The sequence below is a fragment of the Thermus caldilimi genome, from assembly GCF_004684245.1.
In the GTDB taxonomy this organism is placed as follows: domain Bacteria; phylum Deinococcota; class Deinococci; order Deinococcales; family Thermaceae; genus Thermus; species Thermus caldilimi.
The window spans coordinates 1983675-2008903 of the sequence record NZ_CP038452.1 but is presented as its reverse complement, the minus strand read 5'-3'; the positions used below and the strand labels follow the sequence as shown (position 1 = coordinate 2008903).

Below are 25229 nucleotides of genomic sequence, written 5' to 3'. Positions count from 1 at the left end.
GATGGAGCGCCCCTTCCTGGAAGCCCAGGGCCTGCACAAGCGCTTCGGGACCCTCGAGGCCGTAAAAAACGTCCACCTTACCCTACGCCCTGGCGAGATCCTGGCCTTCTTGGGGAAAAACGGGGCGGGCAAAAGCACCACGGTGAAGATGCTGGCGGGCCTTCTCCTTCCCGATGAGGGAGAGGTGCGCCTTTTGAGGAAGAACCCCTTCCGGGAACCTCTCGCTTTGAAGCACCTGGGAGCGGTCCTGGAGGGGAACCGCAACACCTACTGGCGGCTTACCCCCCTGGAAAACCTGGTCTACTTCGGGGTGGCCCGGGGCCTCCGCCTTGCCGCCACCAGGAAGCGGGCCTTGAAACTCCTGGAGGAGTATGCACTCCTGGAAAAAGCCCACACGGAGGTGCGCCACCTCTCCCGGGGGATGCAGCAGAAACTGGCCCTCCTGCAAGCCCTGGTCCACGACCCTGAGGTGCTCCTGCTGGATGAACCCACCCTGGGCCTGGATGTGGAAACCGCCCTGCTGATGCAGCAAAAGATCCGGGCCCTGGCCCGGGCGGGCAAGGCCATCCTCCTTACCACCCACCAGATGGAGGTGGCCGAAGCCCTGGCCGACCGGGTGGCCATCATCCACCGGGGCGAGGTGATCCTGGAGGAGACCAAGGAGCGCCTCCTTGCCCGTTTCTCCGGGGAATACTACGTGTTGGAGCTGGAAAAACCACCCCCCCTCGAGGTGCTCCAGCACCTGTGGGCCTTGGGCATAGAGGGCGAAAACCCCTTTTTCTTCCGCGGCGACGGGGAGGCCATCTGGCGGGTTTTGGAAGCGGTAAAGCCTCTCCCCCTGAAACGGGTGGCCAAGGCCGAGGCGGATCTCCTGGAAGTTTTCCTGAAGGTGGTGAGCCATGTTTGACCTGTTCCTGGCGGAGTCTTGGCGGCACCTCCTGGCCCTGCGCCGCTACCCCCTGGAACTTTTGGGAGCGGTGGTCAGCCTAAGCCTCATCTTCTACCTCCTCTTCCTGGGGGCGCGGTTTCTGGCCGGGCCGGGGGCGGAGTTCGGAGGCAGGCTGGAAGCCGTCCTAGTGGGCTACTTGCTCTGGTCCTTCACCCTGCTTTCCTATAGCAGCCTCTCCTTCGGCCTCACCGAGGAGGCCCAGACAGGCACCCTGGAGCAGGTCTTCCTTACCCCCTATGGGCCGATTCCCCTTTTTCTGGTGCGGAACCTCTCCGGACTCCTCATCCAGGGGCTCCTGGTCGTTCTCATCGCCTTGGTGCTCATGGCCCTCACGGGAGCCCAGCTCTCCTTTAATCCCTGGGTGGTTCTCCCCTTCCTGGCCGTTCTCTTGGGGGGGTATGGCCTCGGGTTTGCCATGGGAAGCCTGGCCCTTGTATACAAGCGCATTGGCCAGCTTCTGGGCCTTTCCCAGTTCCTCTTGCTCTTTCTCCTGCAAGCCCCGGGCCAAGAGCTTTTTCTCCTCTTGCCCATGGCTCCCGGGGCCGCCTTAGCCCGGAGCATGCTGGCGGAAGGAGCGCCCCTGGACCCCCTGTTCCTGCTTCTGGCCGTCCTGAACGGCCTCCTCTACCTGGGCCTGGGGCTTTTCCTCTTCAAACTGGCCGTACATCGGGCCAAAAAGCTGGGGCTTTTGCATGGCTATTAGGCTCGTCCTCCTTGCCTTGGGACCCGCCCTGGCCCTGGGCCTGGGGCGGTTCGCCTACGCCCTGGTCCTGCCCCTCATGCAAAACGCCTGGGGGCTCTCCTACGCCCAAGCGGGGATCCTGGGAAGCGCCAACACCCTGGGCTACCTGGTGGGGGCCTTTTTCAGCCACCGCCTCCTGGGCCGGATGGGCTACCGGAAAGGGTTCTTTCTGGCCCTTCTCCTTCAGGGCCCCATCCTGGCCCTCACGGGGATGGAAAGCCTCCCCCTGGTCTTCAGCCTGCGGTTTCTCCAGGGTTTTCTGGGCGCCTTAGTCTTCGTGGGAGGGGCGGCCCTCCTCATGGCCCTGGGCAGCTCCGGGCGAACCCTGGGGATCTACTATGGGGGCGTGGGCCTGGGGCTTCTTCTGGCCCCGTGGCTCCTATGGGGAGCCGCCGAGCCCACGGGAGCCTGGGCCAGGCTGGGCCTGTATAGCCTCCTGCTGGGCCTGCCCGCCCTCCTCGCCTGGCCTCTTCTGAAAGAACCCCCACCCCCCGTCCAGGGCGAGGGAAGCCTGGGGCCCATCCTTCCCCTACTCCTGGCCTACGGCCTTTACGGGGCGGGGTACATCGGCTACATGACCTTCGTGGCGGCGGTGGTGGGGGACTCCCTCGTCCTCTTCGGCCTCCTGGGCCTGGGAGCCCTCCTGACCGGACCCGTCTGGGGGCCCTGGGTGGAGCGGGTAGGGGGGAGAAAAGGGCTTTTCCACGTGCTTCTGGTGCTCTTCCTGGGAAGCCTTCCACCCCTGGCCCTGCACCTTCCCGCCCTAAGCGCCCTCCTCTTCGGCCTCTCCTTCTTGGGGGTGATCACCGCCCTCACCCAGGCCTTCCGCACCCTCCTTCCCCCTTCCGCCTGGCCCCGGGCCATGGGGCTTTCCACAGCCGCCTTCGCCCTAGGGCAGGCGGTGGGACCTGCCGTGGCCGGGTTCTTTGCGGAGATGGCGGGGCGAGGGGAGGGGGCGCTTTGGGCGGCCAGCGTCCTCCTCTTCCTGGCCCTCCTCCCCACCTGGTCCCGCCCTCAGAAACCGTAAAGGGCCTGGTACTTCCTCTCCAGGTAGGCCAAAAAGGGCCGGGCACCGGGGGGCGTGCCGGTCACCCGCTCCACCAAGGCCTTGGGGCGGAAGCGGCTCCCCTCGGCGTGGATGTTTCTACGGGTCCAGTCCAGGAAGGGCCGGAACTCCCCCCGGCGGAACTGGCCCTCGAGGTCCCCAAGCTCCTCCTGGGCCTTTTGGAAGAACTGGGCGGCGTAGAGGTTGCCCAGGGTGTAGGTGGGGAAGTAGCCGAAAAGCCCCCCGGACCAGTGCACGTCCTGCATCACCCCGTCCTTGAAGTCCCTGGGGGCCACCCCCAGGTAGGCCCGGTACCGCTCCGCCCAGGCCCCGGGGAGGTCCTCCAGGGCAAGCTCCCCCCGGAAGAGGGCAAGCTCCAGTTCCAGGCGCACCAGGATGTGGAGGTTATAGGTGACCTCGTCCGCCTCCACCCGGATGAGGGAGGGCGCCACGGCGTTCACCGCCCGGTGAAAGTCCTCCAGGGCCACGTCCTGAAGGCTCGGGAAAAGTTCCTTAGCCCGGGGGAAGAAGCGCTCCCAGAAGCCTAAGGAGCGGCCCACCAGGTTCTCCCAGGTGCGGCTTTGCGACTCGTGCACCCCTAAGGAGACCGCCTCCCCCCTTGGCGTGCCCCAGTGCTCCTTGGGCAGGCCCTGCTCGTAGAGGGCATGGCCCATCTCGTGCAGGGTGCCGAAGATACCCGCGTTGAAGAAGTCCTCGAAGTAACGGGTGGTGATGCGCACGTCCCCGGGCCCGATGGAGATCTCAAAGGGATGGGCGGTGGGGTCCAGGCGGCCGGCCTCGAGGTCGTAACCGCAGGCAGAAAGAAGCTCGAGGGCAAAGGCCCGCTGGGCCTCCTTGGGGTAGGGGCGGTGCAGGATGGTGGTGTCGGGTTTTCGGCTGCTACCCTGGATCCGGTCCAAAAGCTCCTGAAGCCCCTCCCTCAGCTCCTGGAAAAGGGGCTGCAGTTCCGCCGCCCGCATCCCCGGCTCGTACCCGTCCAGGAGGGCGTCGTAAAGTTCCCCGTAAGGCGGGTCCCCTTGGGGCACGGGAAGGGCGGCAAGGATCTCCGCCCTCTCCTTGGTGAGCTGGAAGATGCGCCTCAGGTAGGGCAAGAAGCCCTGCCAGTCATCCCTGGGGCGGGCTTCCTCCCAATAGCTTTCCCCCTCGCTTTGCGCCTGGGCCAGCTCCACCGCCAGCCGCTCGGGAATGGCCCGGGTGCGCTCGTAGGCTTGCCGCCACTCCCGGACGTTGACCGCCGCGTCGGATAGGGGATCCTGCACCAGGTGGGAGCCTTCCACCGCCGAAAGCCACTCCCCAACCCTGGGGTCGGTGGCCCGCTGGTGGAGGAGGCGGGCCAGGGCGGCCATCTGCCTGGCCCGGTGCTCGTGCCCCTTCTTCGGGATCATGGTGCGCTGGTCCCAAGCCGCCAGGGCCCCCAGGGAAGCCAGGTAGGCGGTTTCCCTTTGAAACTCCAAAAGCTGCTGATAGGCCGCTTCAGGTTTCACGAAAGCATCTTACCCCTCAGGGTGTTAAAGGCCCATGAAACTTCTCCTAGGCTCAGCCCTCCCCACAAAATGAAGATTTTGCTTATCTATAGTGTTGGTATGTTAAAATACCCTTATGAGATTGGTCCTGACCCTTGGGATGGGGCTTTTGGCCGTGGGGCTCTTCGGCCTTGGCGGGGCCTGGTCCTTGCTGGGGGTACTCCTCTTCTTCCTCTTCGCCCTTCTCTTTGACGATACCGACCGCCCAGGTGAGCCAGAAAACCTCTCTCCGCAGGCCTAATGCCCTTCCGTGCCCCCAGGCTTCCCCAGGAGGGAGCTTGCGGAAGGGCCTTGGCCGAGCGTGAAGGGATCGGCAAAACCCCGTAGGCAGGAATGGAACCCAGGGCCTGTTGTCGGTGGCCCGGGGTTCGGGCCTTAAAATGCCCCCATGTGGCCCTTTGTTGCCCTGCTCCTCGGCCTGGTGGTGGGCTCCTTCCTGAACGTGGTCATCCACCGCCTGCCCAAAGGGGAGTCCATCGTCTTCCCACCCTCCCGCTGCCCCCATTGCGGGCATCGCCTGGCCCCTAGGGACCTGGTTCCCGTGTTCTCCTACCTGGCCCTTAAGGGGCGGTGCCGCTATTGCCATAGCCCCATATCCCCCCGCTATCCCCTGGTGGAGGCCCTCACGGGCCTGCTTTTTGCCCTGGCCGCCCTCTTTTACCCTCCCTCGCCCCAGGCTTTCCTCACCTTCGCCTTCCTGGCCCTCCTGGTGGCCCTTTCCTTCATAGACCTGGACACCTATGAGCTTCCCGATTCCCTCACCTACGGCCTTCTCTTCCTGGGGCTCCTTTCCGCCTACCTTCTTTCCTTCCCCCGCCCCTTCGCCGAGGCCCTGGACGGGGCCTTGATCGCCGCCGGGGTCCTGGGGCTGGTGGCGGGGTACGGAGGGCTTTTCCTGAGGCGCTTCCGCGAGGCCAGGGCGGAGGTGCCCGTGGGGCCCCACCAGGTGCACATGGCGGCCCTTTTCGGGGCCCTCCTGGGCCCAGGGGTGGGCATGGCCCTGGCCTTCCTCACCTGGGCCCTTTCGGGGCGCACGGGAAAACCCGTGGTGCTTCCCGACCGGATTACCCTTTCCCTCCTGCCCCTGGCCTGGATCCTGGCCCCCTACCTGGGGGCCGACCTCCTGAGCACCTTGAAAGAGTCCCTCCTGGCGGCAGGGGGGTTGGCCCTGGCAGGGGGGCTTTACTGGGCCTTCAAACCCCTAAACGAGGAGGGGGAGGAAACCGATCCCGTGGCCATGGGCTATGGGGATGTGAAGCTTTTGGGGGCGCTGGGAGCCTGGCTTGGGCTTTATAGCCTCCTGGCCCTGTTCCTGGGGGTCTTCGCCGGAGCCCTGGTGGGCCTGGCTTTCCGGCAACGGAAAATCCCCTTCGGCCCCTACCTGGCCTTGGGAGGGGTGGTGGCCTTCTTCTTCGGGGAGGCCCTTTGGCGGGCGTACATGGCCTGGCTAGGCCTATAGTGGGGAGGATGGCGGTGGACCTTCTTCCCATCCTGGCCCAGAGGCGCAGCGTGCGCCGCTTTAAGCCGGTGCCCATACCCGAGGAAGACTTAGAGAAGCTCCTCTTCGCCCTGCAAAGAGCCCCCACCGACGCCAGCGCCCAGCTTTACAGCGCCATCCGGATCACGGACCCCGGGCTTAGGGAAGAGGTGGCGAGGCTTTCCGGGAATCAGGAGCACATCCAAAAGGCGGCGGAGTTCTTCGTTTTCCTGGCGGATGTGCATCGTCTGGAGAGGCTTCTCGCCCATCGGGGGGAAAGGATGGCCTTCTGGCCCAAAACCGCCTTGCACTTCGCCCTCTTGGACGCAGGGCTAGCCGCCAGCTACCTGGCCCTTACCGCCGAGGCCCTGGGCTACGGGGTCTGCTTCATCGGAGGGGTGCTGAACGGGGTGGAGGAGCTCATCCACCTCCTGGAGCTTCCCAGAGGGGTCATCCCCGCGGTGGGCCTGGCGGTGGGCGTTCCGGATGAGGAAGGCCCCCCCAGGCCCCGGCTTCCGAGGAGCCTGGTGGTGCACGAAAACCGCTACCGGCCCTACAGCCCGGAAGACCTCGAGGCCGCCTTCCAGGCCATGGCCCCCTACAGCCGCGTGGGGGACTGGGGAAGGGTTTTGCGGCGGTACTTCGCCCAGGGCGGAACCATGGAGGAGAGGGAGGAGCCCTATGGCCGGGCCCTCTCCCGGCAGGGCTTCGACCCCGACCTGCCCCAAGGCGCCCCTTTCTACTCCCTGGGGGCCCTCCTACAAGAAGCCCTGAAGGAGGCCCGGGGGTGCTTTTCCGGGAAGGGGAGGCCTGGCTGGAACGGGAAACCGAGGCCTTCCGAGGGGAAGGAAACCCGGGAGAAGCCCTCCTCACCGCCCTGCGGAAGGCCCGGGGGGAGATAAAGGACTGGCCCTAAGGGCTATTTTCTGGCTTCTTGCGCCACCCTCCGGGCACCCCGATAGACCTTTTGGTAGAAGGGGGCCTCGAGGCTCTCGATCACCACCCGGCTCCCGTAGCTAGAGGCGTGGGCGAAAAGGGCCCGGCCCAGGTAGATGCCCACATGGTCCACCTCCCGTCCCCCGAAGCTGAAGAAGACCAGGTCCCCCGGGCGCAACGCCTCGGCGGCGGGAAGCGCCTGAAACTGCTCCCGGGTGGTGCGGGGCAGGGCTATGCCCAGCTCGGCGTACACCTGGGCTACAAAGGCGGAGCAGTCCAGGGAGGTGGGCGAGTTGGCCCCATACTTGTAGGGTACCCCCAGGTAGCGGAGGACGATTTTGAGAAGCGGGCTTTCCGGGTCGTAATCCTCGCCCACCTCCCCCGGGTCACGGGCATGGCCTCCACCCTGGGACGAGGGAGGGGATTCCGGGGAGGCTTTCTCTCTGGATCCATCCTCCCCCTGGGGGCTGGGATCTTTAGGGTCTGGCCCACCTTAAGCCCCGGCGTGGAAAGCCCGTTGAGGCGCATGAGGTCTTCCACCGTGGTCCCATAGCGGCGCGCCAGGGAGAAAAGGGTATCCCCGGGGGCCACCACGTGGATGCGCTCCCCCCCTTGGGGAAGCCTGAGCACCTGCCCTGGCTGGATGAGAAAGGTATCCAGGCCATTGAGGCGCATGAGCTCCTCCACCGTGGTGCCGTAGCGCCGGGCGATGGAGAACAGGGTATCCCCTGGAGCCACGGTGTGCGAGAGGGCAGGCCCTTCCAAAGAACCCCCTTGGGGAGAGCTTACCTGGGCCAGGGTCCAGGGGAAAAGCAAACATAGGACTGCCAGGGCCAGCCTGCGGGGCATGGCCCCATTCTACAGGAAGCGCCCCTTGGCCTTTTCCCGAGGGTGTGCTACAATCCCGGAAGGCGGGGGCCGTTAGCTCAACTGGCAGAGCACCGGTCTCCAAAACCGGGGGTTGGAGGTTCGAGTCCTTCACGGCCCGCCACGCTAGCCCAAAGGGCTAGGTTTAAGGCCCCTCGAGGGCCTTTTTTAAATCCTTTCGCCTGCCATGCAGGATTACCAGGTGCTCATCGTGGGGGCGGGCTTCGCGGGGAGCGAGGCCGCCTACCGTTTGGCGCAAAGGGGGGTGCGGGTGGGCCTCCTCACCCAGAGCCTGGACTCGGTGATGATGCCCTTTTTGCCCCCAAAGCCCCCTTTTCCAGAAGGGAGCCTCCTAGCCCAGGCCTACGACCCGGCCGATCCCCGGCTTTGGGCCTTCCACGCCCGGGCCAAGTACCTCCTGGAAAACCAGCCCAACCTGCATCTTTTCCAGGCCACCGCCACGGAACTCCTCCTCGAGGGGAGAAGGGTGGTGGGGGTGGGTACGTGGGAGGGCCCCCCGGCCAGGGCCCTCCATGTGGTGCTGGCGGTGGGAAGCTTTCTCGGGGCCAGGCTCCGCATGGGCGAGGTGGAGGAGGAGGCGGGCCGGCTCTCCGAGGCCAGCTACCCGGACCTCTTCCTCCACCTCCAGGCCCTAGGCTTCCGCTTCCTGAAGCGAGAAAGGGAGGTACCCAAAACCCCGGGAACCCCTGGCTACACCGTCAGCTACCACGCCTTCCATCCGGAGGAATGGGAGGAGGCCACCTTCCGTCTAACCAGGCTGGAAGGGCTTTACGCCGTGGGCCTTTGCGTGCGGGAAGGGGAGTATGCCCTCATGAGCCAAGAAGGCCTGCGCCTGGCGGAGCACCTTTTCCATGAGCTTGGGTAGGGGTTTTTCCCCCGGATCCACCAGCCGTTCCCTTCGGAAAGCCCCCCCTTCCCCATCCCAAGGAGCCACGTACACCCCCACCCGCAGCCTGCGGTGGGTGAGGGTGTGGCGCACCTCCCCAGCGAAGCGGGGGTTCACCCCAAAGCTTTGCACCCTGTGGGGAAGTTCCTCCTGGGGGAACAGGGGCACCCCGTAAAACCCGGCGAAACGCCCCTCCAGCCTCTCCAGGTAAACCCCTTCCCGCCCCCAAAGGACCAGGGCCGCCAGGGCTTCCTCCCGCACTTTTCGCCTCCTGGCCCCTGGGTAACGCCCCGGGTCCGCCCGCCCCTGGCACAAGGGGGCGATGGGGCACTTGGGACAAAGGGGCCTCCGGGGTAGGCACACCGTGGCCCCCAGGTCCATGAGGGCTTGGTTCCACTCCCCCGGGGCTTCCCCTTGGGGCAGGAGGCCTTGGGCCAGGTTTCGAAGCAGCCTGGGGGCAGGGTTTTCCAGGGCAAAAACCCGGGAAAGCACCCGCCTCACGTTGCCGTCCACCGCCGCTACCCTTTCCCCAAAGGCCAGGGAGGCCACCGCCGCCGCCGTGTACGGACCCAGGCCGGGAAGCTTAAGAAGCTCGGCGTAGCTTCGGGGCAGGGCCTCCACCTCCTGGGCCAGGCGGTGGAGGTGAAGGGCCCGGCGGTAGTAGCCCGCTCCCTGCCAGGCCTTAAGCACCTCTTCCAAGGAAGCCTCCCGCAAGGCCTTTAGGGTAGGGAAACGGGCGAGGAAGCGGTGGTAGTAGGGGATGGCCTGGGCGGTGCGGGTTTGTTGGAGGAGCACCTCGGCCACCAGGACGCGGTAGGGATCCTTCTCCCCCCGCCAGGGAAGGGAGCGGAAGTTTTCCCGGTACCAGGCGAGCAGCGCTTCCTGAAACTTCTCCATAATCAGCGGACCCCGAAAAGCCTTCGGTGCTCCACCATGAGACAACGATCGGCCACCACGGGTATGCCCGCTTCCTTTAACGCCTCTTCAAAGCCCGAATGGCGGATGCCGGTCTGCAGCCACACCAGGCCCGGCCTCAGGGCCAAGACCTCCGGCAGGTGGCCAAGAAGGGCCCCTGAGGGACGGAACACATCCAGGATATCCACGGGCTCGGCGATCTCCTCGAGGCTCGCCACCGCCCGAATCCCGAAAAGCTCCTCCCCGGCAAAGCGAGGGTTAACGGGCAGGATGCGGTACCCCTTCTCCCAGAGGTAACGGGGCACGTAGTGGGCGGGGCGGGAAGGATCCTTGTGGGCCCCGAGAACGGCGATGGTCCGGGCCTTTTCCAGGTAGGCCTTGAGCTCCAGGTCGGTCATGGCCGGTAGTCCAAGGGTCTCAGGTAAAACTCCCCGATGGCCGTGGAGGAAAGGAGGGCCACGGTGGGAAGGGCCCGCTTCCAGTGGGTGCGGTTTACCCGCTCCTTGACCCGCCCTATCTCCTCCTGGGTGTAGCCCAGGCCCTCTATGTAGGCATCGGGGTAGCCCTTCAGGTAGTGCTCCAGGATGACGTCAGCCCGCAGGTAGCGCACTCCCAGGTCCCCCTCATCCGTCTGGCCTGGGATGAGGTCTGCGGTGGGCACCTTTTCCACCACCGCCCCAGGCACCCCAAGAAAGCGGGCCAGGCCCCAGACCTGGGTCTTGTAGAGGTCCCCCAAGGGGTTTACCGGGGGCGTGTCGTCCCCGTGCCAGGTGAAGTAGCCGAAAAGCCTCTCGGTCTTGTTGCCCGTACCCAGGGGCAACGCCTGGTAGGCCTGGGATTTGTCAAAGAGCACCATCATCCGCGCCCGGGCCATGAGGTTGCCCTTGCGGTGGGGGGTGAGGTCTGGGGTTTGAGCGGCGTAGCCCTCCACCATGGGGGTGATGTCCACCTCCTCTAGGTCCACCCCGAAGGTTTCCCCCACCAGGTAGGCGTGCTCCCGGGAAAGGGGGCTGGAGTCCCGGTGGGGCAGAAAGAGGGCGTGTACCCCCTCCCGCCCCAAAGCCCGCACCGCCAGGGCTAAGGTGGTGGCGGAGTCCACCCCTCCGGATACCGCCACGATGGCCTTCTCGTAGCCCCGCCAGGCCAGCTCCTCCCGGATAAAGCGGGTGAGGAAGTCCGCCACCAGGGGCCAGTTGAGCTCCAGGCTTTCCTGGGCCTTGGGCGCCTGAACGATCCTCATCCTCCCCCCTTTCCAAGCACCCTCTCCAGGTCCGGGAGAAGAAGGGGAAGGGCCGCCTCGAGGTCCGAGAGCAGGGGGCTATCGTAGCGCACCGGGGGGATGCGCCCGGGGTCCAGGTCGAAGAGCAAGGCCGCCTCCTCAAAGAGAGGAGCCTCCGCCAGAATCCGCCCTTCCGGACCCACCGCCAGGCTTCCCCCACTCATCCCCTTCCCCGCCTCAAACCCCACCAAGCTGGAGAGCACCACATAAACCCCGTGCTCTGCCGCCACCGCCCGGGCCAGGGTGCGCCAGCGCTCCACGTTCTCCGGGCGTTCCCCCTGGAAACCCCGGGCCGGGCTGGCCGCCGGCACGTAGAGGACCTCGGCCCCGTCCAAGGCGGCGATGGCCGCGGTGATGGAGTGCCAGAAGTCCTCGCAGATGAGGATGGCCCCCCGGCCGAAACGGGTGTTAAAAGCCTCCACCCGCCGGCCCCGGGCCAGGTAGCGCTCCTCGTCAAAAACCCCGTAGGTGGGCAGGAAGACCTTGCGGTGCACGTGAACCACGCGGTGGGGAAGCTCGAGGTAGGCGGCGCTGTTGTAATAGGCCCCCTCGTCCCGCTCATAGAAGCCCACCACCACGTCCAAAAGCCCCTCCCACCCCACGGCCCGGTGCACCTCGGAAAGGAGCTCCAAAAGCTCGTGGCGGGTCAGGGCCAGCTCCCGCACCCCTCCCTGCAGGAAATATCCCGTCAGGGCGGCCTCGGGAAGGATCACCACCTCGGGGGCATGGGAACGGAGGGCCTCGAGGCGCTCCGCCAAGCGGTCCAGGTTCTCCTTAACCCTGGCCTTCTCCGGACGAAACTGCAAGACGGCGTGCCGGATCACGGATCTAGCCTACACCCCCATGAACCGCCGCGCTGGGCTCCAGGTAAAGCCTGGGATCCGCCTCCGGGAAGGGGTTATCCCGCTCCTCCAAGGCCTTAAGCTCCTCGAGGGAAACCCCTCGGAGGAGCTGAAAGAAGGCCTCGGCGTGCCCCCGGTAGCGTTCCTTGGCATAGTCCACCGCCTGCCCGGTGTCCACCAAAAAGGGCCAGTCGGAGGCCTCGAGGAGGAGAAGCTCCCGCATGGCCTGTTGGAGCACCCTGGAGGGCAGGTTGCCGTGGCGCACCGCCTCCCGCATGGCCCCTTCCGCCCGGTACACCGTGCGCCAGTAATCCCAGGTGGCCTCGTTGAGCCAAACCCGGTGGTCCCCGCCCCGGCCCCAGGAACCCTCGGGCAGGGCAGAGCGCACGGCCTTGCCCTGCACCGCCTCCTTAGCGGTCACCGCCCGCACCCCTCTCCCTTGGGCAAGAAGCCGCAGCACCTCCTCCAGCCAGGCCACCCCCTCGTACCACCAGTGGCCGAAGAGCTCGGCGTCGTAAGGGGCCAGGATCACCCCATCCGGGTGCTCCTGGGAAAGCCGCTCCACCAAATCCACGAAGTGAACGGCATGCTCCTTCACCTTGAGAAAGGCCGCCTCGGGATCGTAGGGCGCCTTGGCCGAGAGGTCCGCCTGCCGGTGGGTCACCCGCCAGTGGTGGAGGCCGGAGATGGGGTCCTTGCGGTGGAACTCCCGGTAAAGCCCCTCCCCCGGGTAGCCATAGTCGGCGCTCCACACCTGCAAGGAGGTTTCCAGGTTGCGGGCCAAAACCCTCAGGCCCGACTCCAGCTCGTGGACGTAGTAGGTGGCCTCAGCGCTTTCCACCTGCAAGGAAGCCTCCCCATAAGGGGACAGGGGCCTTCCCCCCTGGACCAGGTGGGCGTCCACAAAGGTGTAACGGATCCCCGCCCGCATGAGAAACTCGTCCACCCCCGGCCTGATCCCTTCCGGAGCCCCCTCCACAGGGGGCTTCCAGGGGCCCCTGGGCCGGTAGGCCATCTCGGGAAGCCAGTAGCCCGTGGGATCCTTGGCGAAGTGGCGGCGGTAGGTGGCCACCCCGGTCTTGATCTGGGCCCAAAGGGCCTCGTCGTAGCCCAAAAGGGGGGAGTAGCCGTGGGTGGCGCTACTGGTGAGGAGCTCCACCTGGACCCGGTCCTGGGCCCGGCGGAAGGCGGCAAGGAGGTCCCCCTTCAGGTGGTGGAAGTGATCCAGGGTAAGTTCCCAAAAGGCCACCTGGTGGCGGGCGCTGGCCTCGAGGTCTGTCCCCTGGTAACGCAGGTAGTCGCCCTGGGCCCGCTCCAGGCGGTCCTTGGCGTAGGCGCGGAAGCCCTCCTTGATCCGGCCGTCGGCCAGCTGCTCCGCCAGGATGGGGGTGATGCCCAGGGTGAAGCGGGCCTCCACCCCCTCCTGGTGAAGCCTCTCCAAGGCCCGCAGGAGGGGCAGGTAGGTCTCGGCCATGGCCTCGTACAGGGTCTCCTCCCCAAAGGGCCACATCCCGTGGGCCCGCACATAGGGGAGGTGGGCGTGGAGGACCAGGGCGAAGCGCGCCATGGGTCTAGCGTACCACGGTGCCCTCCCCGGCCAGGGCCCGCCTGATGGGGTTTTCCACCCGGGCGTCGGCGAAGATCACCCGCTTGACCCCACCCCGCACCGCCTCCACCGCCCCCATCACCTTGCGCTTCATCCGCCCCTGGGCCAGGGCCAGGTACTCGGGGGCCTCCACCCGGTCCACGGGGATCTCCCGCACCAGGCTGGCCTCGTCGGGATAGTTGGCCAAAAGGCCGGGCACGTTGGAAAGGTAGACCAAGGCCTCGGCCCCATAGGCGGTAGCCAAGAGGGCCGCCACCTGGTCCCCATCGGTGTTGATGGCCTCCCCCTCGTAGCTGATGGCGGGAGGGGTGATTACGGGCAGGTAGCCCGCCTCGAGGAGGAGGTCCAAAAGGGCCCGGTTCACCCGCTCCACGGTGCCCGTGTAGTCCCCGCGGTGGATCTTCACCTTGCCGTCTTCCACGTACTTCACCGCGGTCTTCCTGCGCCCTTCCAAAAGCCTCCCGTCCACCCCGGAAAGCCCGAGGGCGTTCACCCCTTCCTTCTGCAACAGCTCCACCAACCGCTTGTTGGTGAGGCCGCAGTAGACCATGAGGAAGATGTCCAGGGTTTCCTTGTCCGTGAGGCGGCTCACCTGCCCCCCAGGGTGGGTGAGGAAGCGGGGCGGGTGGCCCAGGGCCTCCGCCACCCGGTTGGTGAGGGCGCTTCCCCCGTGGACCAAGAGGAGCCTCACCCCTTCCTTCCACAAAGCAGCGGCGTCTTTGGCCACCGCCCCGTAATCGATGCCCTCGGCACCGCCCACTTTCACCACGATCACGGCAATACCTCCAGGTACTCTAGCCCCTTGGGCCGAAAACGCAGAAAGTGCCTGCGGTCCAGGGTCAGCACCCGCCGCACCCGGTGCCGTTCGGCCAGGGCCACCAGGCTAGCGTCCACGAAACCCACTTCGGGATGAGCGACCATGAGTTCCAAAGTCCGCTCCAGCTCGGGCATACCTAGAGGAAGGAGCACGCCTTCTCCCCGCAAAAGGCCTTGGAGAAAACGCTCCACCGGGCCTGGCCCCAGGTGCTTCCTAGCCAGATGATCCACCTCGGGAAGCACGGTGATGGGCACCAGAAGCTGCCCTCGGAGCAACCCCCGCGCCACCTGGTGTAAGGGATGCCTCCGGTCCAGAAGCACCAAGATGCCGCTGGTGTCCAAAAGGAGGCTCAAGCCTCCTCCTCCAGGGCTCGAAGGAGCTCCTCCTCGTCCCGGTCAATGTAGCCCGGATCCCTACTCTCCCCCACCCCCACCCACGAGGGAAGGACCCCCTCCCTCTTGGCCTCGGCGAAGCGCTCCAAAGCTTCACGGATCAGCTGGGCCTTGGAACGCCCCTCCCGCCGGGCCAGCTGGGAAAGGAGAAGGTCCAGCTCCTCGGGCAAGTAGAGGGTGGTCCGCTTCATGGCGTATATGCTAGCACCTACTCTGCCCCAGCCTCAAGGATGGAGCCCGGGAAACTCCAGCCCCAGGGTCTCGGGCCAGCCCATGCGGATATTGAGGGCCTGCAGGGCGTGGCCGGCGGTGCCCTTCACCAGGTTGTCGATGGCCGCCATGACCACCAGGCGCCCGGTGTCCTCCTCCAGCTCGAAGCCGATGTCCGCGTAGTTGGTGCCCTGGACGAACCGGGGGTCCGGGTAGCGGTGCACGCCCTTTTTCTGCTTGACGATGCGGATGAAAGGCTCCCCCCGTAGGCCTCCCGGTAGGCCTGCCACACGTCCCGCTCGCTCCAGCCGTCCAGGAGAAAGGCCTGAGCGGTCATGAGGATGCCCCGCACCCGGTCGGTGGCGATGGCCGTGAGGTGGACCTCAGGGCGGCCGGGCAGGTGCTCCACCACCTCGGCGGTGTGGCGGTGGCCCGTGGGCTTGTAGACCCGGAGGGAGCCCGCCCGCTCGGGGTGGTGGCTGGCGGGGCTGGGCTCGGCCCCCGCCGCCGAGGTGGAGATGAGGAGGGTGACGAAGATGGGCCCTGGCTTGAGCACGCCCCCGCGGAGGAGGGGGTAGAGCCCCAGGATGGTGGCGGTGGCGTTGCACCCCGCCCCCGCCATCCAGTCCGCTTCCCGCAAGCGGTCCCGGTAGAGCTCGGGCAGGGCGTAGACGAAGCGGCCCAGGAGCTCGGGCCGAGGGTGCTCCCCGTAGTACTTGCGGTAAAGCTCGAGGTCTTTGAGGCGGAAGTCGGCGGAGAGGTCGATGAGGATAGGGGCCAAGCCAGCGTAGCGGTCCCACTCCCGGGCCAAGACCCCATGGGGCAGGGAGAGAACCAGGATGTCCACGGGCTCCAGCCTCTCCGGAGGGACAAACTTTAGGTTTGTTCTGCCCCGCAGGTTGGGGTGGACGAAGGCCACGGGCTCCCCGGCGAAGCGCCTCGAGGTCACCTGCTTCACCTCGAGGTGGGGGTGGGAAAGAGCCAGGCGCAAAAACTCCCCTCCCGCATACCCCGAGGCCCCCACGATGGACAAGGTCTTTTTCTCGGCGCTCATGAAGCCGTCCCCCCCTGCTCCCAGGTGTACCGGAGGATTTCTCCCGGGATATCCACCCCCGTGGTGTGCACGGAGTTCTTGAACTCCATGGTGTGGTTCACCTCGTTCACCAAAAGGCCCCGCTCCGACTCAAAGAGGTCGATGGCCACCACCCCGCCCCCCACCGCCTGGGCCGCCCGCACGGAGAGCTCGGCGATCTCCGGGGTTACGGGGCAGTTTTCCGCCTGCCCGCCCCGGGCGGTGTTGGTGATCCAGTGCTGGCTGCGGCGGTAGATGGCGGCGATGGCCCGATCCCCCACCACGAAGACCCGGATGTCCCGCCCGGGCTTCCTTACGTACTCCTGGAGGTATAAAAGCTGGTGCTGGAAGCCTCCTAGAACCTCCTTGTGCTCCAGGATGGCCTCGGCGGCCTCCCGGTCAGTAATCTTGGCGAGAAGCCTTCCCCAGCTCCCGATCACCGGCTTCAGCACCACGGGATAGCCCCATTCCTCCATGAGCCTCAGGGCCTCCTCCGCATCGGTGAGGAGGGCGGTCTTGGGCTGGGGAAGCCCGGCCCGCTCCAGGGCCACGCTGGTGGCCCACTTGTCCCCGCAGGTTTCCATGACCTCCGGCCGGTTCACCACGGGAATGCCCAAGGCGGTGAGGTAACGGGCCACGGCCAGACCCCGGGTCTGGCTCACACAGCGCTCCAGGGCCACCGTGACCCCCGCTAGCTCCTTGGGCCTCTCCCCCAGGACCATGCGCAAGGCGGGAACGTAGACCTTCTTGTAGGGGATGCCCAGGGCCTCAGCCCTTTCGAAGAGCATCCTCTCGTCGGGGCGGATGCGGTCGTACAGGATGGCCAGCATGGCGATGGCTCTTCCCCCTTCCAGGAACCCCCGGACCGGGCCCAAGCCCGGCCCAGGGCCGCGAGGCTCCCTACCCTAAGGGGATGGCCTCACTCTCCCCAGTCCTCCGCCTCCTCCGGGGCGGGCTCCAGGCGAAGGGGGTCCAGCCCCACCACCTCCAGCTCCGCGCCGCAGTCCTCGCAGACCACAAGCTCTCCCAGCTCGGGGTTCTCCAGGTTGAGTTCAGCACCGCATTCAGGGCAAGTGGCTACCATTCCTCGTCCTCCTCGTCCACTTCGCTCCAGTCAGGGACGAACCGGAAGCCGCACTCCGGGCACTCCACCTCTTGGCCTTGATCCTCCTCGGATACCTCAAAGGTGTAGCCGCAACGGGGGCAGTCCACGAAGAAGGCCTCGAGGCCTTCCTCCGTCACCTCCACCTCGAGGGGATCCAGGGAGACCACCTCCAAAAAGGCCCCGCAAGCTTCGCACTCCAGCACGTCCCCTACTTCCAGGGTCTCCATATCCTCGGCCAGCACCACGCTGACCTCGCCGCACACCGGGCAGGTGATCTCCAGGTCCTCCATAAACCCCAGTCTACTCCCCCGGGAAGCGGCCATGCTTCTTGTAGTAGTCCAAAAGGGAACCCTCCCTCAAGGCCTCCAAGAGAAAAGGCGGCGGGGGACGAAGGGCAAAGCGCTCCCCTCCCCGCACCAGAACCCCCGTTTCCAGATCCAGCTCCACCCTATCCCCGTCCTCTAGCGCATCCACCACCTCCTCCGATTCAAAAGGGACGATCCCCAGGTTCACCAGGTTGCGGAAGAAGATGCGGGCGTAGCTCTTGGCGATGACCGCCCGGATGCCCAGGCGCTTCAGGGCCTCGGGGGCGTACTCCCGGCTAGAGCCAAGCCCGGCATTCCTTCCGAAAACCAGGATGTCCCCGGGTTTCACCTCCTGGGCAAACTCGGGCCGCAGGTGGGCGAAGGCGAAGGTGTGGAACCGGTCCTCCCCCACCATGAAAGGAGCGTACTTGCCGGGAAGGATGTCGTCGGTGTTGATATGGTCGCCAAACTTCCAAACCCTAGGCATGGGCTTCCTCCTGGGGCGAAGAGGCTAGGTCCTCGGGGGTGGCGATATACCCGGCCACGGCGCTGGCCGCCGCCACACGGGGGCTTGCCAGGTAGATCTCGGCATCGGGAGCCCCCATGCGCCCCCGGAAGTTGCGGTTGCTGGTGGACACGCACACCTCCCCTGGGGCCAGAACCCCCATGTGCCGCCCCATGCAAGGACCGCACCCAGGGGTGCCGATGGTGGCCCCGGCCTCCAGCAGGGTGAGGAGGGTGCCATCCCGGGTGGCCTCCTCCAAAACCTGGGAGCTTGCGGGAATCACCAAAAGGCGCACCCCGGGGGCCACCCTCTTCCCCCTTAACACCTCGGCGGCCGCCCTCAGGTCCTCGAGGCGCCCATTGGTGCAGGTGCCGATGAAGACCTGGTCCACCCGCTTGCCCCGGACCTCGGCCACCTCGTGGACGTTATCCACGTAAAAGGGCACGGAAACCCGGGGGGTGAGGCGGGAGAGGTCAATCTCCACCTCCCGCACGTACCGGGCGTCGGGGTCGGGGTAGAACCAGTCGGGCACCTGGTAGAGATCCAGGATCTCCCCCGAGGGCACCACCAGCCCCACCTTGGCCCCCGCCTCCACGGTGAGGTTGGCCAGGGTCATGCGCTCACCCCGGCTCAGGGCCTCGGCCCCCTCTTGCAGGTGGATCTCCACCGCCATATAGGTGGCGCCCTCGGCGGTGAGGAGGCGCACCATCTCGAGGGCGGCATCCTTGGCGGTAACCCCCTTAGGAAGCCTTCCCCGGAAGGTCACCTTGACGCTTTCCGGCACCCTCAGCCAGGTGCGCCCCGATGCGGCCGCCAAGGCGATGTCCGTGGCCCCCATCCCCGTGCCGAAGGCCCCCACCGCCCCGTAGGTGGTGGAGTGGGAATCCGAGCCCACCACGATCCAGCCCGGCTGAGCCAGGCCCTCCTCAATGAGCACCTGGTGGCAGACCCCTCTTCCCACGTCAAAGACACGGATGCCGTGCTTCCTTCCCCATTCCCGGATCTCCTTTTGGGCCTTGGCCACCTCGAGGTTGGCCGCCGGGGCCACGTGGTCGATGACGATGGAAACCCTTTCCGGGTACCGGGGGGTAGCCTCCAGGTAGGCCAGGCGCTTGAAGAAGCTCCCGGCGATGGAGTCCACCACCATCACCTGGTCCACCTCCACCACCACGAGCTCCCCCGCCCGCACTTCCCTGCCCACCTTCTTAGAAAGAATCTTTTCTGCCAAGGTCAGGCCCATCCTTGCCTCCTATAATGGGGGTATGACCTACACCGCCCTGGTGTATGAGGACCCCGCAACCCCGGGCACCTGGATCGCGGAGTTCCCCGCCATCCCCGAGGCCCACTCCTTCGGGCGAAGCCCTGAGGAAGCCCTGGCCCATGCCAAAGAAGCTTTAGAACTTGTCCTCGCCCATCTGCGGGAAACCGGCCGTCCCTGGCCTCCAGACGTCCGGGCCGTGGGGGTGAGGGTGGATGCCGCCTAGACCGGAAGAAGTAGCCCGAAAGCTCCAGCGCCTGGGGTTCACGGAACGCATGGCCAAAGGCGGTCACTGCCTCTACACCCACCCCGATGGCCGGATCGTGGTGGTGCCCTTCCACAGCGGGGAGCTTCCCAAGGGCACTTTCCGCAAAATCCTGAAGCAAGCCGGCATCAGCGAAGAGGAGTTCCACAACCTCTAGCCTCATGCCGTGATCCACTCCCTGAGAATCCGGTCCAGCTCCTCGAGGGTAAGCTGTCCCTGATCCGCCAAAGCCTTGATGTGCTGGGTGATGCGGTGGAGTTCCTCCTCCCCGTAGTGCAGGCCAAGCTCCTCCGCCCGCGCCTTTATGGCATGCCGGCCCGTGAGCTTGGAGGCAATGATGAGCTTGCGCTTCACCCCAAAGACCTCCGGCGGATAGGGCTCGTAGGACTCGGGGTTGATGTAGATGGCCTTGAGGTGCATCCCCGCCTTGTGGCTGAAGGCCGTTTCCCCGGTGATGTAGTTGTTGAAGGGAATCTCTATCCCCACCATCCGGGCCACCATGCGGTCCAGCTCGGGAAGCATCTCCAGCTTGTACTTCCGGCGCACGTATTCGGGTTGCAGGGTGTACATGCGGGCCAGGAAGCCCCCTAAAGGGGTGATCCCGTTCCGCTCCCCGATCCCCAGGATGGTGGTGTCCACATGGGTGGCCCCCGCCTCTATGGCCTCAAAGGCATTGGCAATGGCGCAGCCCGTGTCGTTGTGCCCGTGGAACTCTATGTCCACGTGGGGGCCCACCACCCGCCTGACCTCCCGCACCAGGGCGAAGACCTGCCTGGGGGTGGCGATGCCCACGGTATCCGCCAGACCCACCCGGTCCACATAGGGGGCGATGGCCTGGTAAATCTCCAAAAGGTCGTGCTCATCGGAGCGGAAGGTGTCCTCGGCGGAGAAGCGCACCTCCACGTGGGGAGCCTTCTCGCGGATGTAGCCAATGACCTCCCGGGCTTCCTCGATGATCCGGGGGATATCCCGCCCGTGGGCCGCCCTAAGGTACTTGCTGGTGCCAAAGAGGAGGTCTATGCCCTGCACCCCGGTTTCCACCGCCACCTTGGCCGCATCCAACCGGGTCTGGATGTGGGTCACCACCTTGGCCTTCAGGCCCAAGGAGGCCAGGACCTCCGCATCCTTACGGGACTGGGGGGAGGCCATGGGGGTGGTGACCTCGAGGTACTCCACACCGAACTCGTCCAGGGCCTTGGCGATCTCAATCTTCTCCTGGGTGGAAAAGTCGGCCCTTTCAAACTGCTCTCCTTCCCTTAAGGTGGAATCTATAATCTTCCATTCCCGCATGCGCTCCTCCCCAAAAAGAAAACCGGCCCGAACTCGGGCCGGGGGATAAGGAACCCTCTGGGGCTACCCTACCCCCCGGCGGCCGAGTTTTTTCTCAAGGGCCAGCATCTTGCCTGTAAGGGTATACGAAACCCTCCTTTTTGTCAACGCCCAAACCGCCTTTCGCGGGCCTGGTAGCTCCTGAGAGCCCTCAAGAAGTCGATCTTCCGGAACTCCGGCCAGAGCACGTCGGCGAAGTAGAACTCGGAGTAGGCCGACTGCCAAAGGAGGAAGCCGGAAAGCCTTATCTCCCCCGAGGTGCGGATGATGAAGTCGGGGTCGGGAAGGCCTGCGGTGTAGAGGTGGCGGGCGATGTCCTCAGGGGTAAGCCTCTCCGCAAGTTCCTTAGGGGAAAGGCCTCTTTCCCAAGCCTCCAGAAGGAGCCTTTTCACCGCGTCCACGATCTCCTCCCGCCCCCCGTAGCCCAAGGCGATGTTCAACACCATGCCCTGGTGGTGCTGGGTCTTGGCCTCGAGGCGCTCCAGGGCCCTCAGTACCTCCTCGGAGAATCCCTCCCGCCGCCCGATGAAACGCACCCTCACCTGGTGCTCCAGGATGCGGTGGTCATCTGCCATCCTTTCCGCCTCCCGCACGAAGAGGCGCATGAGGGTTTCCACCTCCTCGGGGGGGCGCCTGAAGTTGTCCGTGGAGAAGACCCAGACCGTCACGGTTTTAATGCCCATCTCCAGGCACCATTCCAGGACCTCGTAGGCCTTCTGGACCCCGAACTCGTGCCCCTTCACGGGGGATAACCCCAAGGCCCTGGCGTAGCGGCGGTTCCCGTCCAGGATAAGGCCCAGGTGCCTGGGAACTGGGCCTCCTTTCACCTCCTTAAGGAGGCGCTTTTCGTAAAGCCAGTAGAGGGGCCGGGAGAGGGAAAGGAGGCGGCGAACCATACCCTTTCCACCCTAAGGCGGGAGGATGAGAAAGGGAAGGCCCTAGGCCAACTACCGATAAAGCTCCCGGGCGATGATGTGGCGCTGGATCTCCGAGGTGCCCTCGTAAATCTCCGTCACCTTGGCGTCCCGGTAGTAGCGCTCCACCCGGTAGTCCCGGTGGTAGCCATACCCCCCAAGCACCTGCACCGCCTCCCGGGTCACCTCCACCGCCACTTGGCTCGCAAAGAGCTTGGCGGCGCTGGCCTCCAGGGTGAACCGCTCCCCTTGGTCCTTCTTGCGGGCGGCCTCGAGGACCAGGGCCCGGGCGGCAGCGATTTTCACGTGCATGTCGGCGATCTTGAAGGCGATGGCCTGGTGTTCGCGGAGCTTCTTCCCAAATTGCTCCCTCTCATCGGCATAGGCCTTGGCGATCTCAAAGGCCCCCCGGGTGATGCCCACCGCCTGGGCCGCCACCCCGACCCTTCCCGAATCCAGGCCCGCCAGGGCGTAGGCCAAGCCCCGCCCCTCCTCCCCCAGAAGGTTTTCCTCGGGCACGAAGACCCCCTCGAGGCGAACCTCGGCGGTATGGGCGGCGTGGAGACCCATCTTCGCCTCCGGAGGACCAAAAGAGAGACCGGGGGTGCCCTTCTCCACCAGGAAGGCGCTGATGCCCTTTTCGCCCCTGGCCATAACCACGTAGAGGTGGGCCTGGCCTGCGGAGGTGATCCAGCTTTTCAGGCCGTTCAGCACGAATCCTCCAGGCACCCTCCTGGCCTCCGTGCGGATGCTGGCGGCATCGGAACCCGCCTGGGGCTCGGTGAGGCAGAAGGCCCCGATCCACTCCCCCCGGGCCAGGGGCACCAGGTACCTCCTTTTTTGCGCCTCGGTGCCGAAGCGAAGGAGCATGTACTGGGGAAGGCCGCTGGTCACCGAAAGCACCACGGCCACGCTGGGATCGGCGGCGGCGATCTCCTCGAGGGCCAAGGCCCAGGTTACGGAGTCCAGGCCCGCCCCTCCCCATTCCTCCGGGGTGGTCATGCCCAAAAAGCCCAGCTCCGCCAGGGCCCTAAGCTGGGGCCAGGGGTATTCCCCTGTCCGGTCGTACTCCGGGGCTAGGGGGTAGAGAACCTCCTTGGCCACCTGGCGCACGGTGTCCAGCACCAACTTTTGTTCAGGGGTAGTCACCATCTTCTTTATCGTAACACTGCAGGCATGCAGGAAAACGTCATATACAATCCGCAACCCCTCCGTCGTCCTTTTCATCGAGATATTGACATGTTTCGATTTATATGGTAGGGTGAAAAGGTCCCCAAAGGGGACGGAAAGGAAGGCCTATGCACTACCCTTTGAACGGCGACCTGCTCCTTTTAGAGGCCCAGAGGCGGATCAAGATCCTTCAGGAGGAGGCAACCCAGGCCCGGCTTCTTAAAGAGGCCCAAGAATCCCTGCGCGAGCTCCCTGGTGAGCCGGCCTTGCCCGCTCCCTGCTGCCCTGCCCGTGCGGCCTGCTGCCCCTAGGAAAGGTAAGGATTGGATATGGAACTGGAACGCTACCTCATCGATTACTACACCCGGCAACTGGAAGAAGGCGGGTGTTGCAGCTCCCAGGGCTGTTGCGGCTCCCAGGGCTTGGGTTGCGGCCATCTTTTGCCCCACGTGGATTTGGCTCCGGGTCTTGTGGTGCTGGATCTGGGTTCGGGGCCCGGTTACGAGACCCTGGCCGCTGCCAAGGCGGTAGGGCCTACAGGGCGCGCTATCGGGGTGGACTTGACCCCGACCATGGTGGCCCATGCCCGCGCCCAAACAGCAGCCCAGGGAATACACTGGGCGGAATTCCACTTAGCCAAGATGGAAGCTCTACCTCTTCCTGACCTTAGCGTGGACCGGGTGATCTCCAACTGCGCGGTGAACCTCTCCCAAGACAAGGCCCGGGTTTTCACCGAGGCCTTCCGGGTGCTACGGCAGGGGGGACACCTAGTCCTGGCCGATGTCCTACGCCACGGCTCCCGGCTCCAAGGCTTCTCCAAGGAAGGCTGGGCCGCCTGTCGGGATGGTGCAGAAGTCTGGGCCGTTTACCAAAGCCTCCTGGAAAGAGCCGGTTTCATCGAGATTTCAGTTGATCCCCTGGAACCCCCTGGAGCTTTGGGAGGATTCTACCCAGCTGTGGTCCGAGCGGTGAAACCATGACGGCTCATCCTCCTAGCGAAGGGTCTTTGGCCCAGGCCTTCAAGGCCTTGGCCGACGAGGTGCGCCTGCGCATCCTGGCTTTCCTACGCAATCCTGAACCCAGCTGCTGCCGCCTGCCAGGAGAGGTATGCGCCTGCGACCTCGAGGCCTACCTCCAGCTTAGCCAACCCACCGTGAGCCACCACATGGCCAGGCTGGTTCAATCTGGGCTGGTGCGGGCAGAAAAACGAGGGCGGCATGTCTTTTACCGCCTGAATCAAGAGTCCGTCTTGGCCTTGGCCCAGTACCTAAAAGACTTGGCCCTTAAGGAGGAACCATGATCCGCCCACTTCTTCCTGGAGAGTGGGCAACAGCCCGGGCCCTTCTCCAAGAAGCCCACCTCCCCTTGGAAGGCTTGGAAGCAACCCGCCTCTTCCTCCTGGAGGAGGAGGGACACCCCCTGGGCCTTGTGGGCTATGAGGGCTACCCTCCCTTCGCCCTCCTCCGGTCCTTAGGGGTTGCCAAGGAGTTCCGAGGACAGGGACTAGGGCTGTGCCTTCTCCGCTTTGCGATCAATGAGGTGAAGAAGAGGGGCTTTAAGGAAGCCTACGCCCTTACCCAAACTATCCCCGTACTGCTTATTCGGGAAGGCTCTGTCGAGGTGCCGCGCCAAAAAGCTCCTCCGCCTTTGCTTGTCTCCCAAGAATTCCAAGGGGCCTGCCCAGCCTCGGCCCGACTGTTCCGCCGGGTTTTGGCAGACGGAACCTAGTCCCCCTCTCCCCAGCGGGGAGCCCGGTGGCCCCTTAAGCCCAGGTGGTCCAGGATGCGCTGGGTGATGAAGCCCAAAAGGTCCCGGATCTCCCTGGGCCGGTGGTAGAAGCCAGGGCTTGCGGGCAGAACCACCGCCCCCGCCTCGGCCACCGCCACCATGGCCCTCAAGGTGGGCAGGGGCAGGGGGGTTTCCCGGGGCACCAGGATCAGGGGGCGCCGTTCCTTCAGGTGCACGTAAGCCGCCCGGGTGAGGAGGGTGTCCGCCAAGCCTAGGGCCACCTTGCCCAAGGTGGTGGCCGAGCAGGGCACCACCACCATCCCCCGGGTGGGGAAGGAGCCCGAAGCGATGGGGGCCCCCAGGTCGCTGTCCTTGTAGACCCGGCTCGCCAAGGGGTAGAGGTCCTTGGGGCTAAGCCCCATCTCTTCCCACAAGACCCTTTTGGCCCCCTGGGAAACCACCAGGTGCACCTCCGCCAGGCCCCTTAGGGCCTCGAGGAGGTCCAGGGCGTAGGGCATGCCGCTGGCCCCCGTAAGGCCCACCACCACCCGGGGAAGCCCGTTCATGAGCCCCATGCTACCCCGGTCCCCGCCCGCACCCTGTAACCCCGAAACAAAACCCCAGGCCCAAGGGGCCTGGGGGGCACCCCGTGGGGCGGGGGCTTACTTCAGCTCCACCACCGCGCCCACGGCCTCGAGCTTCTTCTTGATCTCCTCAGCCTCGGCCTTGGCGATCCCCTCCTTGACGGGGCCGCCCTTCTCCGCCAGGTCCTTGGCCTCCTTGAGGCCCAGGCCGGTGATGGCGCGAAGCTCCTTGATGACCTCCAGCTTCTTGGCCCCCGCGTCCTTGAGGATCACGTCAAACTCGGTCTTCTCCTCCACGGGAGCCGCCGCAGCCGCCGCCGCAGGCGCCGCGGCCACGGCCACGGGGGCCGCCGCGGTCACGCCCCAGGTCTCCTTGAGGACGTCGATGAGCTGCTTGAGTTCCAAAACCGTAGCCTGAGAAAGCTCTTCCTTGATGCGTTCAATGTCCAAAGCCATCTTCTACCTC

The 25229-nt window shown here is 65.7% G+C and carries 31 protein-coding genes, 1 tRNA gene and 3 pseudogenes; 14 read left to right on the top strand and 21 right to left on the bottom strand.

The features are described from left to right. Position 1: 1 nt before the first annotated feature. From EBI04_RS10605 to EBI04_RS10595, 3 genes are read left to right on the top strand one after another with little or no spacing between them, the layout of a single operon-like run. Entirely contained in the window at positions 2 to 907 is a 906-nt protein-coding gene (locus EBI04_RS10605; RefSeq protein WP_135257424.1) for an ABC transporter ATP-binding protein, read from the top strand. Continuing rightward, the gene (locus EBI04_RS10600; RefSeq protein WP_135257423.1) at positions 900 to 1652 is read left to right on the top strand and encodes an ABC transporter permease; all 753 of its coding nucleotides are present in this window, start codon (positions 900 to 902) and stop codon (positions 1650 to 1652) included. Before EBI04_RS10605 ends, EBI04_RS10600 begins: the two co-directional genes overlap by 8 nt. After that, positions 1642 to 2718: a YbfB/YjiJ family MFS transporter gene (locus tag EBI04_RS10595; RefSeq protein WP_135257422.1), complete on the top strand. Its 1077-nt coding sequence runs from the start codon at positions 1642 to 1644 to the stop codon at positions 2716 to 2718. The genes EBI04_RS10600 and EBI04_RS10595 overlap by 11 nt, the downstream gene beginning before the upstream one ends. On the opposite strand, the gene EBI04_RS10590 is transcribed toward EBI04_RS10595, so the two are convergent. Next, the gene (locus EBI04_RS10590) at positions 2706 to 4241 is read right to left on the bottom strand and encodes a carboxypeptidase M32 (protein WP_135257421.1); all 1536 of its coding nucleotides are present in this window, start codon (positions 4239 to 4241) and stop codon (positions 2706 to 2708) included. The genes EBI04_RS10595 and EBI04_RS10590 overlap by 13 nt on opposite strands. 115 nt (positions 4242 to 4356) lie before the next feature. On the opposite strand from EBI04_RS10590, the gene EBI04_RS13250 reads away from it, so the two are divergent. From EBI04_RS13250 to EBI04_RS10580, 3 genes and pseudogenes are all read left to right on the top strand, one after another. Next, positions 4357 to 4521: a hypothetical protein gene (locus EBI04_RS13250; protein ID WP_158305225.1), complete on the top strand. Its 165-nt coding sequence runs from the start codon at positions 4357 to 4359 to the stop codon at positions 4519 to 4521. A 147-nt stretch (positions 4522 to 4668) separates the two neighbouring features. After that, a complete protein-coding gene (locus tag EBI04_RS10585) occupies positions 4669 to 5739 on the top strand; it encodes a prepilin peptidase (RefSeq protein ID WP_135257420.1) in 1071 nt (356 codons plus the stop codon). Between the two features lie 8 nt (positions 5740 to 5747). Next, positions 5748 to 6673, top strand: a pseudogene (locus tag EBI04_RS10580) (nitroreductase family protein). A gap of 3 nt (positions 6674 to 6676) precedes the next feature. Here the strand turns inward: EBI04_RS10580 and EBI04_RS10575 are convergent. Beyond that, positions 6677 to 7542: pseudogene (locus tag EBI04_RS10575) on the bottom strand (C40 family peptidase). 66 nt (positions 7543 to 7608) lie between these two features. Here EBI04_RS10575 and EBI04_RS10570 point away from each other — a divergent pair. After that, positions 7609 to 7684: transfer RNA gene (locus EBI04_RS10570), tRNA-Trp, on the top strand. A gap of 63 nt (positions 7685 to 7747) precedes the next feature. Beyond that, the gene (locus EBI04_RS10565; RefSeq protein ID WP_135257419.1) at positions 7748 to 8446 is read left to right on the top strand and encodes an FAD-dependent oxidoreductase; all 699 of its coding nucleotides are present in this window, start codon (positions 7748 to 7750) and stop codon (positions 8444 to 8446) included. Here EBI04_RS10565 and EBI04_RS10560 read toward each other — a convergent pair. From EBI04_RS10560 to EBI04_RS10495, 14 genes and pseudogenes are all read right to left on the bottom strand, one after another. Beyond that, on the bottom strand, positions 8330 to 9364 hold the full coding sequence (locus tag EBI04_RS10560) for an A/G-specific adenine glycosylase (protein ID WP_135257418.1): 1035 nt from the start codon (positions 9362 to 9364) through the stop codon (positions 8330 to 8332). The two genes, EBI04_RS10565 and EBI04_RS10560, sit on opposite strands and share 117 nt — an antisense overlap. A 2-nt stretch (positions 9365 to 9366) precedes the next feature. Next, positions 9367 to 9780 carry a CoA-binding protein gene (locus EBI04_RS10555; RefSeq protein ID WP_135257417.1) on the bottom strand — a complete coding sequence of 138 codons (414 nt, stop codon included), beginning with the start codon at positions 9778 to 9780 and terminating at the stop codon, positions 9367 to 9369. Further along, a complete protein-coding gene (locus tag EBI04_RS10550; RefSeq protein ID WP_135257416.1) occupies positions 9777 to 10622 on the bottom strand; it encodes an NAD+ synthase in 846 nt (281 codons plus the stop codon). Before EBI04_RS10550 ends, EBI04_RS10555 begins: the two co-directional genes overlap by 4 nt. Further along, positions 10619 to 11485: a nitrilase-related carbon-nitrogen hydrolase gene (locus EBI04_RS10545; RefSeq protein ID WP_135257415.1), complete on the bottom strand. Its 867-nt coding sequence runs from the start codon at positions 11483 to 11485 to the stop codon at positions 10619 to 10621. Before EBI04_RS10545 ends, EBI04_RS10550 begins: the two co-directional genes overlap by 4 nt. Before the next feature lie 4 nt (positions 11486 to 11489). Continuing rightward, positions 11490 to 13070 carry a 1,4-alpha-glucan branching protein gene (locus EBI04_RS10540; protein ID WP_135257414.1) on the bottom strand — a complete coding sequence of 527 codons (1581 nt, stop codon included), beginning with the start codon at positions 13068 to 13070 and terminating at the stop codon, positions 11490 to 11492. Positions 13071 to 13074: 4 nt separating this feature from the next. Beyond that, the gene (locus EBI04_RS10535) at positions 13075 to 13884 is read right to left on the bottom strand and encodes a [LysW]-aminoadipate kinase (protein ID WP_135257413.1); all 810 of its coding nucleotides are present in this window, start codon (positions 13882 to 13884) and stop codon (positions 13075 to 13077) included. Beyond that, positions 13881 to 14279, bottom strand: a complete 399-nt coding sequence (locus EBI04_RS10530) for a type II toxin-antitoxin system VapC family toxin (protein ID WP_135257412.1) — start codon at positions 14277 to 14279, stop codon at positions 13881 to 13883. Before EBI04_RS10530 ends, EBI04_RS10535 begins: the two co-directional genes overlap by 4 nt. Continuing rightward, positions 14276 to 14509: a ribbon-helix-helix domain-containing protein gene (locus EBI04_RS10525; protein ID WP_135257411.1), complete on the bottom strand. Its 234-nt coding sequence runs from the start codon at positions 14507 to 14509 to the stop codon at positions 14276 to 14278. Before EBI04_RS10525 ends, EBI04_RS10530 begins: the two co-directional genes overlap by 4 nt. A 33-nt stretch (positions 14510 to 14542) precedes the next feature. Continuing rightward, positions 14543 to 15582, bottom strand: a pseudogene (gene argC, locus EBI04_RS10520) (N-acetyl-gamma-glutamyl-phosphate reductase). Beyond that, positions 15579 to 16430 carry a lysine biosynthesis protein LysX gene (lysX, locus tag EBI04_RS10515; RefSeq protein WP_135257410.1) on the bottom strand — a complete coding sequence of 284 codons (852 nt, stop codon included), beginning with the start codon at positions 16428 to 16430 and terminating at the stop codon, positions 15579 to 15581. Before lysX ends, argC begins: the two are co-directional and overlap by 4 nt. A gap of 89 nt (positions 16431 to 16519) precedes the next feature. Further along, entirely contained in the window at positions 16520 to 16684 is a 165-nt protein-coding gene (gene lysW / locus EBI04_RS10510; RefSeq protein WP_135257409.1) for a lysine biosynthesis protein LysW, read from the bottom strand. After that, entirely contained in the window at positions 16678 to 16995 is a 318-nt protein-coding gene (locus EBI04_RS10505) for a paraquat-inducible protein A (RefSeq protein WP_135257408.1), read from the bottom strand. The genes lysW and EBI04_RS10505 overlap by 7 nt, the downstream gene beginning before the upstream one ends. A gap of 10 nt (positions 16996 to 17005) precedes the next feature. Beyond that, complete coding sequence (locus EBI04_RS10500) at positions 17006 to 17497, bottom strand: LeuD/DmdB family oxidoreductase small subunit (RefSeq protein WP_135257407.1); 492 nt, start codon at positions 17495 to 17497, stop codon at positions 17006 to 17008. Further along, on the bottom strand, positions 17490 to 18755 hold the full coding sequence (locus tag EBI04_RS10495) for a 3-isopropylmalate dehydratase large subunit (RefSeq protein ID WP_135257406.1): 1266 nt from the start codon (positions 18753 to 18755) through the stop codon (positions 17490 to 17492). The genes EBI04_RS10500 and EBI04_RS10495 overlap by 8 nt, the downstream gene beginning before the upstream one ends. A gap of 22 nt (positions 18756 to 18777) precedes the next feature. On the opposite strand from EBI04_RS10495, the gene EBI04_RS10490 reads away from it, so the two are divergent. Both EBI04_RS10490 and EBI04_RS10485 read left to right on the top strand, forming a co-directional pair. Further along, positions 18778 to 18999, top strand: a complete 222-nt coding sequence (locus EBI04_RS10490; protein ID WP_135257405.1) for a type II toxin-antitoxin system HicB family antitoxin — start codon at positions 18778 to 18780, stop codon at positions 18997 to 18999. Continuing rightward, complete coding sequence (locus EBI04_RS10485; protein WP_135257404.1) at positions 18989 to 19195, top strand: type II toxin-antitoxin system HicA family toxin; 207 nt, start codon at positions 18989 to 18991, stop codon at positions 19193 to 19195. The genes EBI04_RS10490 and EBI04_RS10485 overlap by 11 nt, the downstream gene beginning before the upstream one ends. 2 nt (positions 19196 to 19197) lie before the next feature. Here EBI04_RS10485 and lysS read toward each other — a convergent pair whose 3' ends face one another. The 3 genes from lysS to EBI04_RS10470 all read right to left on the bottom strand — a co-directional run bounded on the left by lysS (position 19198) and on the right by EBI04_RS10470 (position 22433). Continuing rightward, a complete protein-coding gene (gene lysS, locus EBI04_RS10480; protein WP_135257403.1) occupies positions 19198 to 20328 on the bottom strand; it encodes a homocitrate synthase in 1131 nt (376 codons plus the stop codon). A 143-nt stretch (positions 20329 to 20471) separates the two neighbouring features. Continuing rightward, positions 20472 to 21263, bottom strand: coding sequence for an isoprenyl transferase (locus EBI04_RS10475; protein WP_135257402.1), 792 nt, complete (start codon positions 21261 to 21263; stop codon positions 20472 to 20474). 51 nt (positions 21264 to 21314) lie between these two features. Continuing rightward, a complete protein-coding gene (locus EBI04_RS10470; RefSeq protein ID WP_135257401.1) occupies positions 21315 to 22433 on the bottom strand; it encodes an acyl-CoA dehydrogenase family protein in 1119 nt (372 codons plus the stop codon). Between the two features lie 146 nt (positions 22434 to 22579). Here EBI04_RS10470 and EBI04_RS10465 point away from each other — a divergent pair, with 146 nt between their 5' ends. Genes EBI04_RS10465 through EBI04_RS14010 form a run of 4 tightly spaced genes read left to right on the top strand, consistent with a single transcriptional unit; the run spans position 22580 to position 24179 of the window. Next, on the top strand, positions 22580 to 22762 hold the full coding sequence (locus EBI04_RS10465) for a hypothetical protein (protein ID WP_135257400.1): 183 nt from the start codon (positions 22580 to 22582) through the stop codon (positions 22760 to 22762). A gap of 18 nt (positions 22763 to 22780) precedes the next feature. Further along, entirely contained in the window at positions 22781 to 23431 is a 651-nt protein-coding gene (locus EBI04_RS10460) for a methyltransferase domain-containing protein (RefSeq protein ID WP_135257399.1), read from the top strand. A gap of 26 nt (positions 23432 to 23457) precedes the next feature. Then, positions 23458 to 23751, top strand: coding sequence for an ArsR/SmtB family transcription factor (locus EBI04_RS10455; protein WP_240695285.1), 294 nt, complete (start codon positions 23458 to 23460; stop codon positions 23749 to 23751). After that, positions 23748 to 24179: a GNAT family N-acetyltransferase gene (locus tag EBI04_RS14010; protein WP_135257397.1), complete on the top strand. Its 432-nt coding sequence runs from the start codon at positions 23748 to 23750 to the stop codon at positions 24177 to 24179. Before EBI04_RS10455 ends, EBI04_RS14010 begins: the two co-directional genes overlap by 4 nt. On the opposite strand, the gene EBI04_RS10445 is transcribed toward EBI04_RS14010, so the two are convergent. Beyond that, positions 24176 to 24754 carry a UbiX family flavin prenyltransferase gene (locus tag EBI04_RS10445; RefSeq protein WP_373277603.1) on the bottom strand — a complete coding sequence of 193 codons (579 nt, stop codon included), beginning with the start codon at positions 24752 to 24754 and terminating at the stop codon, positions 24176 to 24178. The genes EBI04_RS14010 and EBI04_RS10445 overlap by 4 nt on opposite strands. Positions 24755 to 24841: 87 nt before the next feature. After that, positions 24842 to 25219, bottom strand: coding sequence for a 50S ribosomal protein L7/L12 (gene rplL, locus EBI04_RS10440; protein WP_038048835.1), 378 nt, complete (start codon positions 25217 to 25219; stop codon positions 24842 to 24844). Positions 25220 to 25229: the final 10 nt, after the last annotated feature.

Coding starts and splice junctions, on each gene's coding strand:
- lysW (WP_135257409.1), bottom strand. CDS start 16,684: ATGGTAGCCACTTGCCCTGAATGCGGTGCTGAACTCAACCTGGAGAAC.
- EBI04_RS10600 (WP_135257423.1), top strand. CDS start 900: ATGTTTGACCTGTTCCTGGCGGAGTCTTGGCGGCACCTCCTGGCCCTG.
- lysX (WP_135257410.1), bottom strand. CDS start 16,430: ATGCTGGCCATCCTGTACGACCGCATCCGCCCCGACGAGAGGATGCTC.
- lysS (WP_135257403.1), bottom strand. CDS start 20,328: ATGCGGGAATGGAAGATTATAGATTCCACCTTAAGGGAAGGAGAGCAG.
- EBI04_RS10605 (WP_135257424.1), top strand. CDS start 2: ATGGAGCGCCCCTTCCTGGAAGCCCAGGGCCTGCACAAGCGCTTCGGG.
- EBI04_RS10560 (WP_135257418.1), bottom strand. CDS start 9,364: ATGGAGAAGTTTCAGGAAGCGCTGCTCGCCTGGTACCGGGAAAACTTC.
- EBI04_RS10465 (WP_135257400.1), top strand. CDS start 22,580: ATGCACTACCCTTTGAACGGCGACCTGCTCCTTTTAGAGGCCCAGAGG.
- EBI04_RS10525 (WP_135257411.1), bottom strand. CDS start 14,509: ATGAAGCGGACCACCCTCTACTTGCCCGAGGAGCTGGACCTTCTCCTT.
- EBI04_RS10475 (WP_135257402.1), bottom strand. CDS start 21,263: ATGGTTCGCCGCCTCCTTTCCCTCTCCCGGCCCCTCTACTGGCTTTAC.
- EBI04_RS10555 (WP_135257417.1), bottom strand. CDS start 9,780: ATGACCGACCTGGAGCTCAAGGCCTACCTGGAAAAGGCCCGGACCATC.
- EBI04_RS10485 (WP_135257404.1), top strand. CDS start 18,989: ATGCCGCCTAGACCGGAAGAAGTAGCCCGAAAGCTCCAGCGCCTGGGG.
- EBI04_RS10490 (WP_135257405.1), top strand. CDS start 18,778: ATGACCTACACCGCCCTGGTGTATGAGGACCCCGCAACCCCGGGCACC.
- EBI04_RS10585 (WP_135257420.1), top strand. CDS start 4,669: ATGTGGCCCTTTGTTGCCCTGCTCCTCGGCCTGGTGGTGGGCTCCTTC.
- EBI04_RS13250 (WP_158305225.1), top strand. CDS start 4,357: ATGAGATTGGTCCTGACCCTTGGGATGGGGCTTTTGGCCGTGGGGCTC.
- EBI04_RS10540 (WP_135257414.1), bottom strand. CDS start 13,070: ATGGCGCGCTTCGCCCTGGTCCTCCACGCCCACCTCCCCTATGTGCGG.
- rplL (WP_038048835.1), bottom strand. CDS start 25,219: ATGGCTTTGGACATTGAACGCATCAAGGAAGAGCTTTCTCAGGCTACG.
- EBI04_RS10550 (WP_135257416.1), bottom strand. CDS start 10,622: ATGAGGATCGTTCAGGCGCCCAAGGCCCAGGAAAGCCTGGAGCTCAAC.
- EBI04_RS10505 (WP_135257408.1), bottom strand. CDS start 16,995: ATGGAGGACCTGGAGATCACCTGCCCGGTGTGCGGCGAGGTCAGCGTG.
- EBI04_RS10460 (WP_135257399.1), top strand. CDS start 22,781: ATGGAACTGGAACGCTACCTCATCGATTACTACACCCGGCAACTGGAA.
- EBI04_RS10470 (WP_135257401.1), bottom strand. CDS start 22,433: ATGGTGACTACCCCTGAACAAAAGTTGGTGCTGGACACCGTGCGCCAG.
- EBI04_RS10565 (WP_135257419.1), top strand. CDS start 7,748: ATGCAGGATTACCAGGTGCTCATCGTGGGGGCGGGCTTCGCGGGGAGC.
- EBI04_RS10495 (WP_135257406.1), bottom strand. CDS start 18,755: ATGGGCCTGACCTTGGCAGAAAAGATTCTTTCTAAGAAGGTGGGCAGG.
- EBI04_RS10445 (WP_373277603.1), bottom strand. CDS start 24,754: ATGGGGCTCATGAACGGGCTTCCCCGGGTGGTGGTGGGCCTTACGGGG.
- EBI04_RS14010 (WP_135257397.1), top strand. CDS start 23,748: ATGATCCGCCCACTTCTTCCTGGAGAGTGGGCAACAGCCCGGGCCCTT.
- EBI04_RS10595 (WP_135257422.1), top strand. CDS start 1,642: ATGGCTATTAGGCTCGTCCTCCTTGCCTTGGGACCCGCCCTGGCCCTG.
- EBI04_RS10500 (WP_135257407.1), bottom strand. CDS start 17,497: ATGCCTAGGGTTTGGAAGTTTGGCGACCATATCAACACCGACGACATC.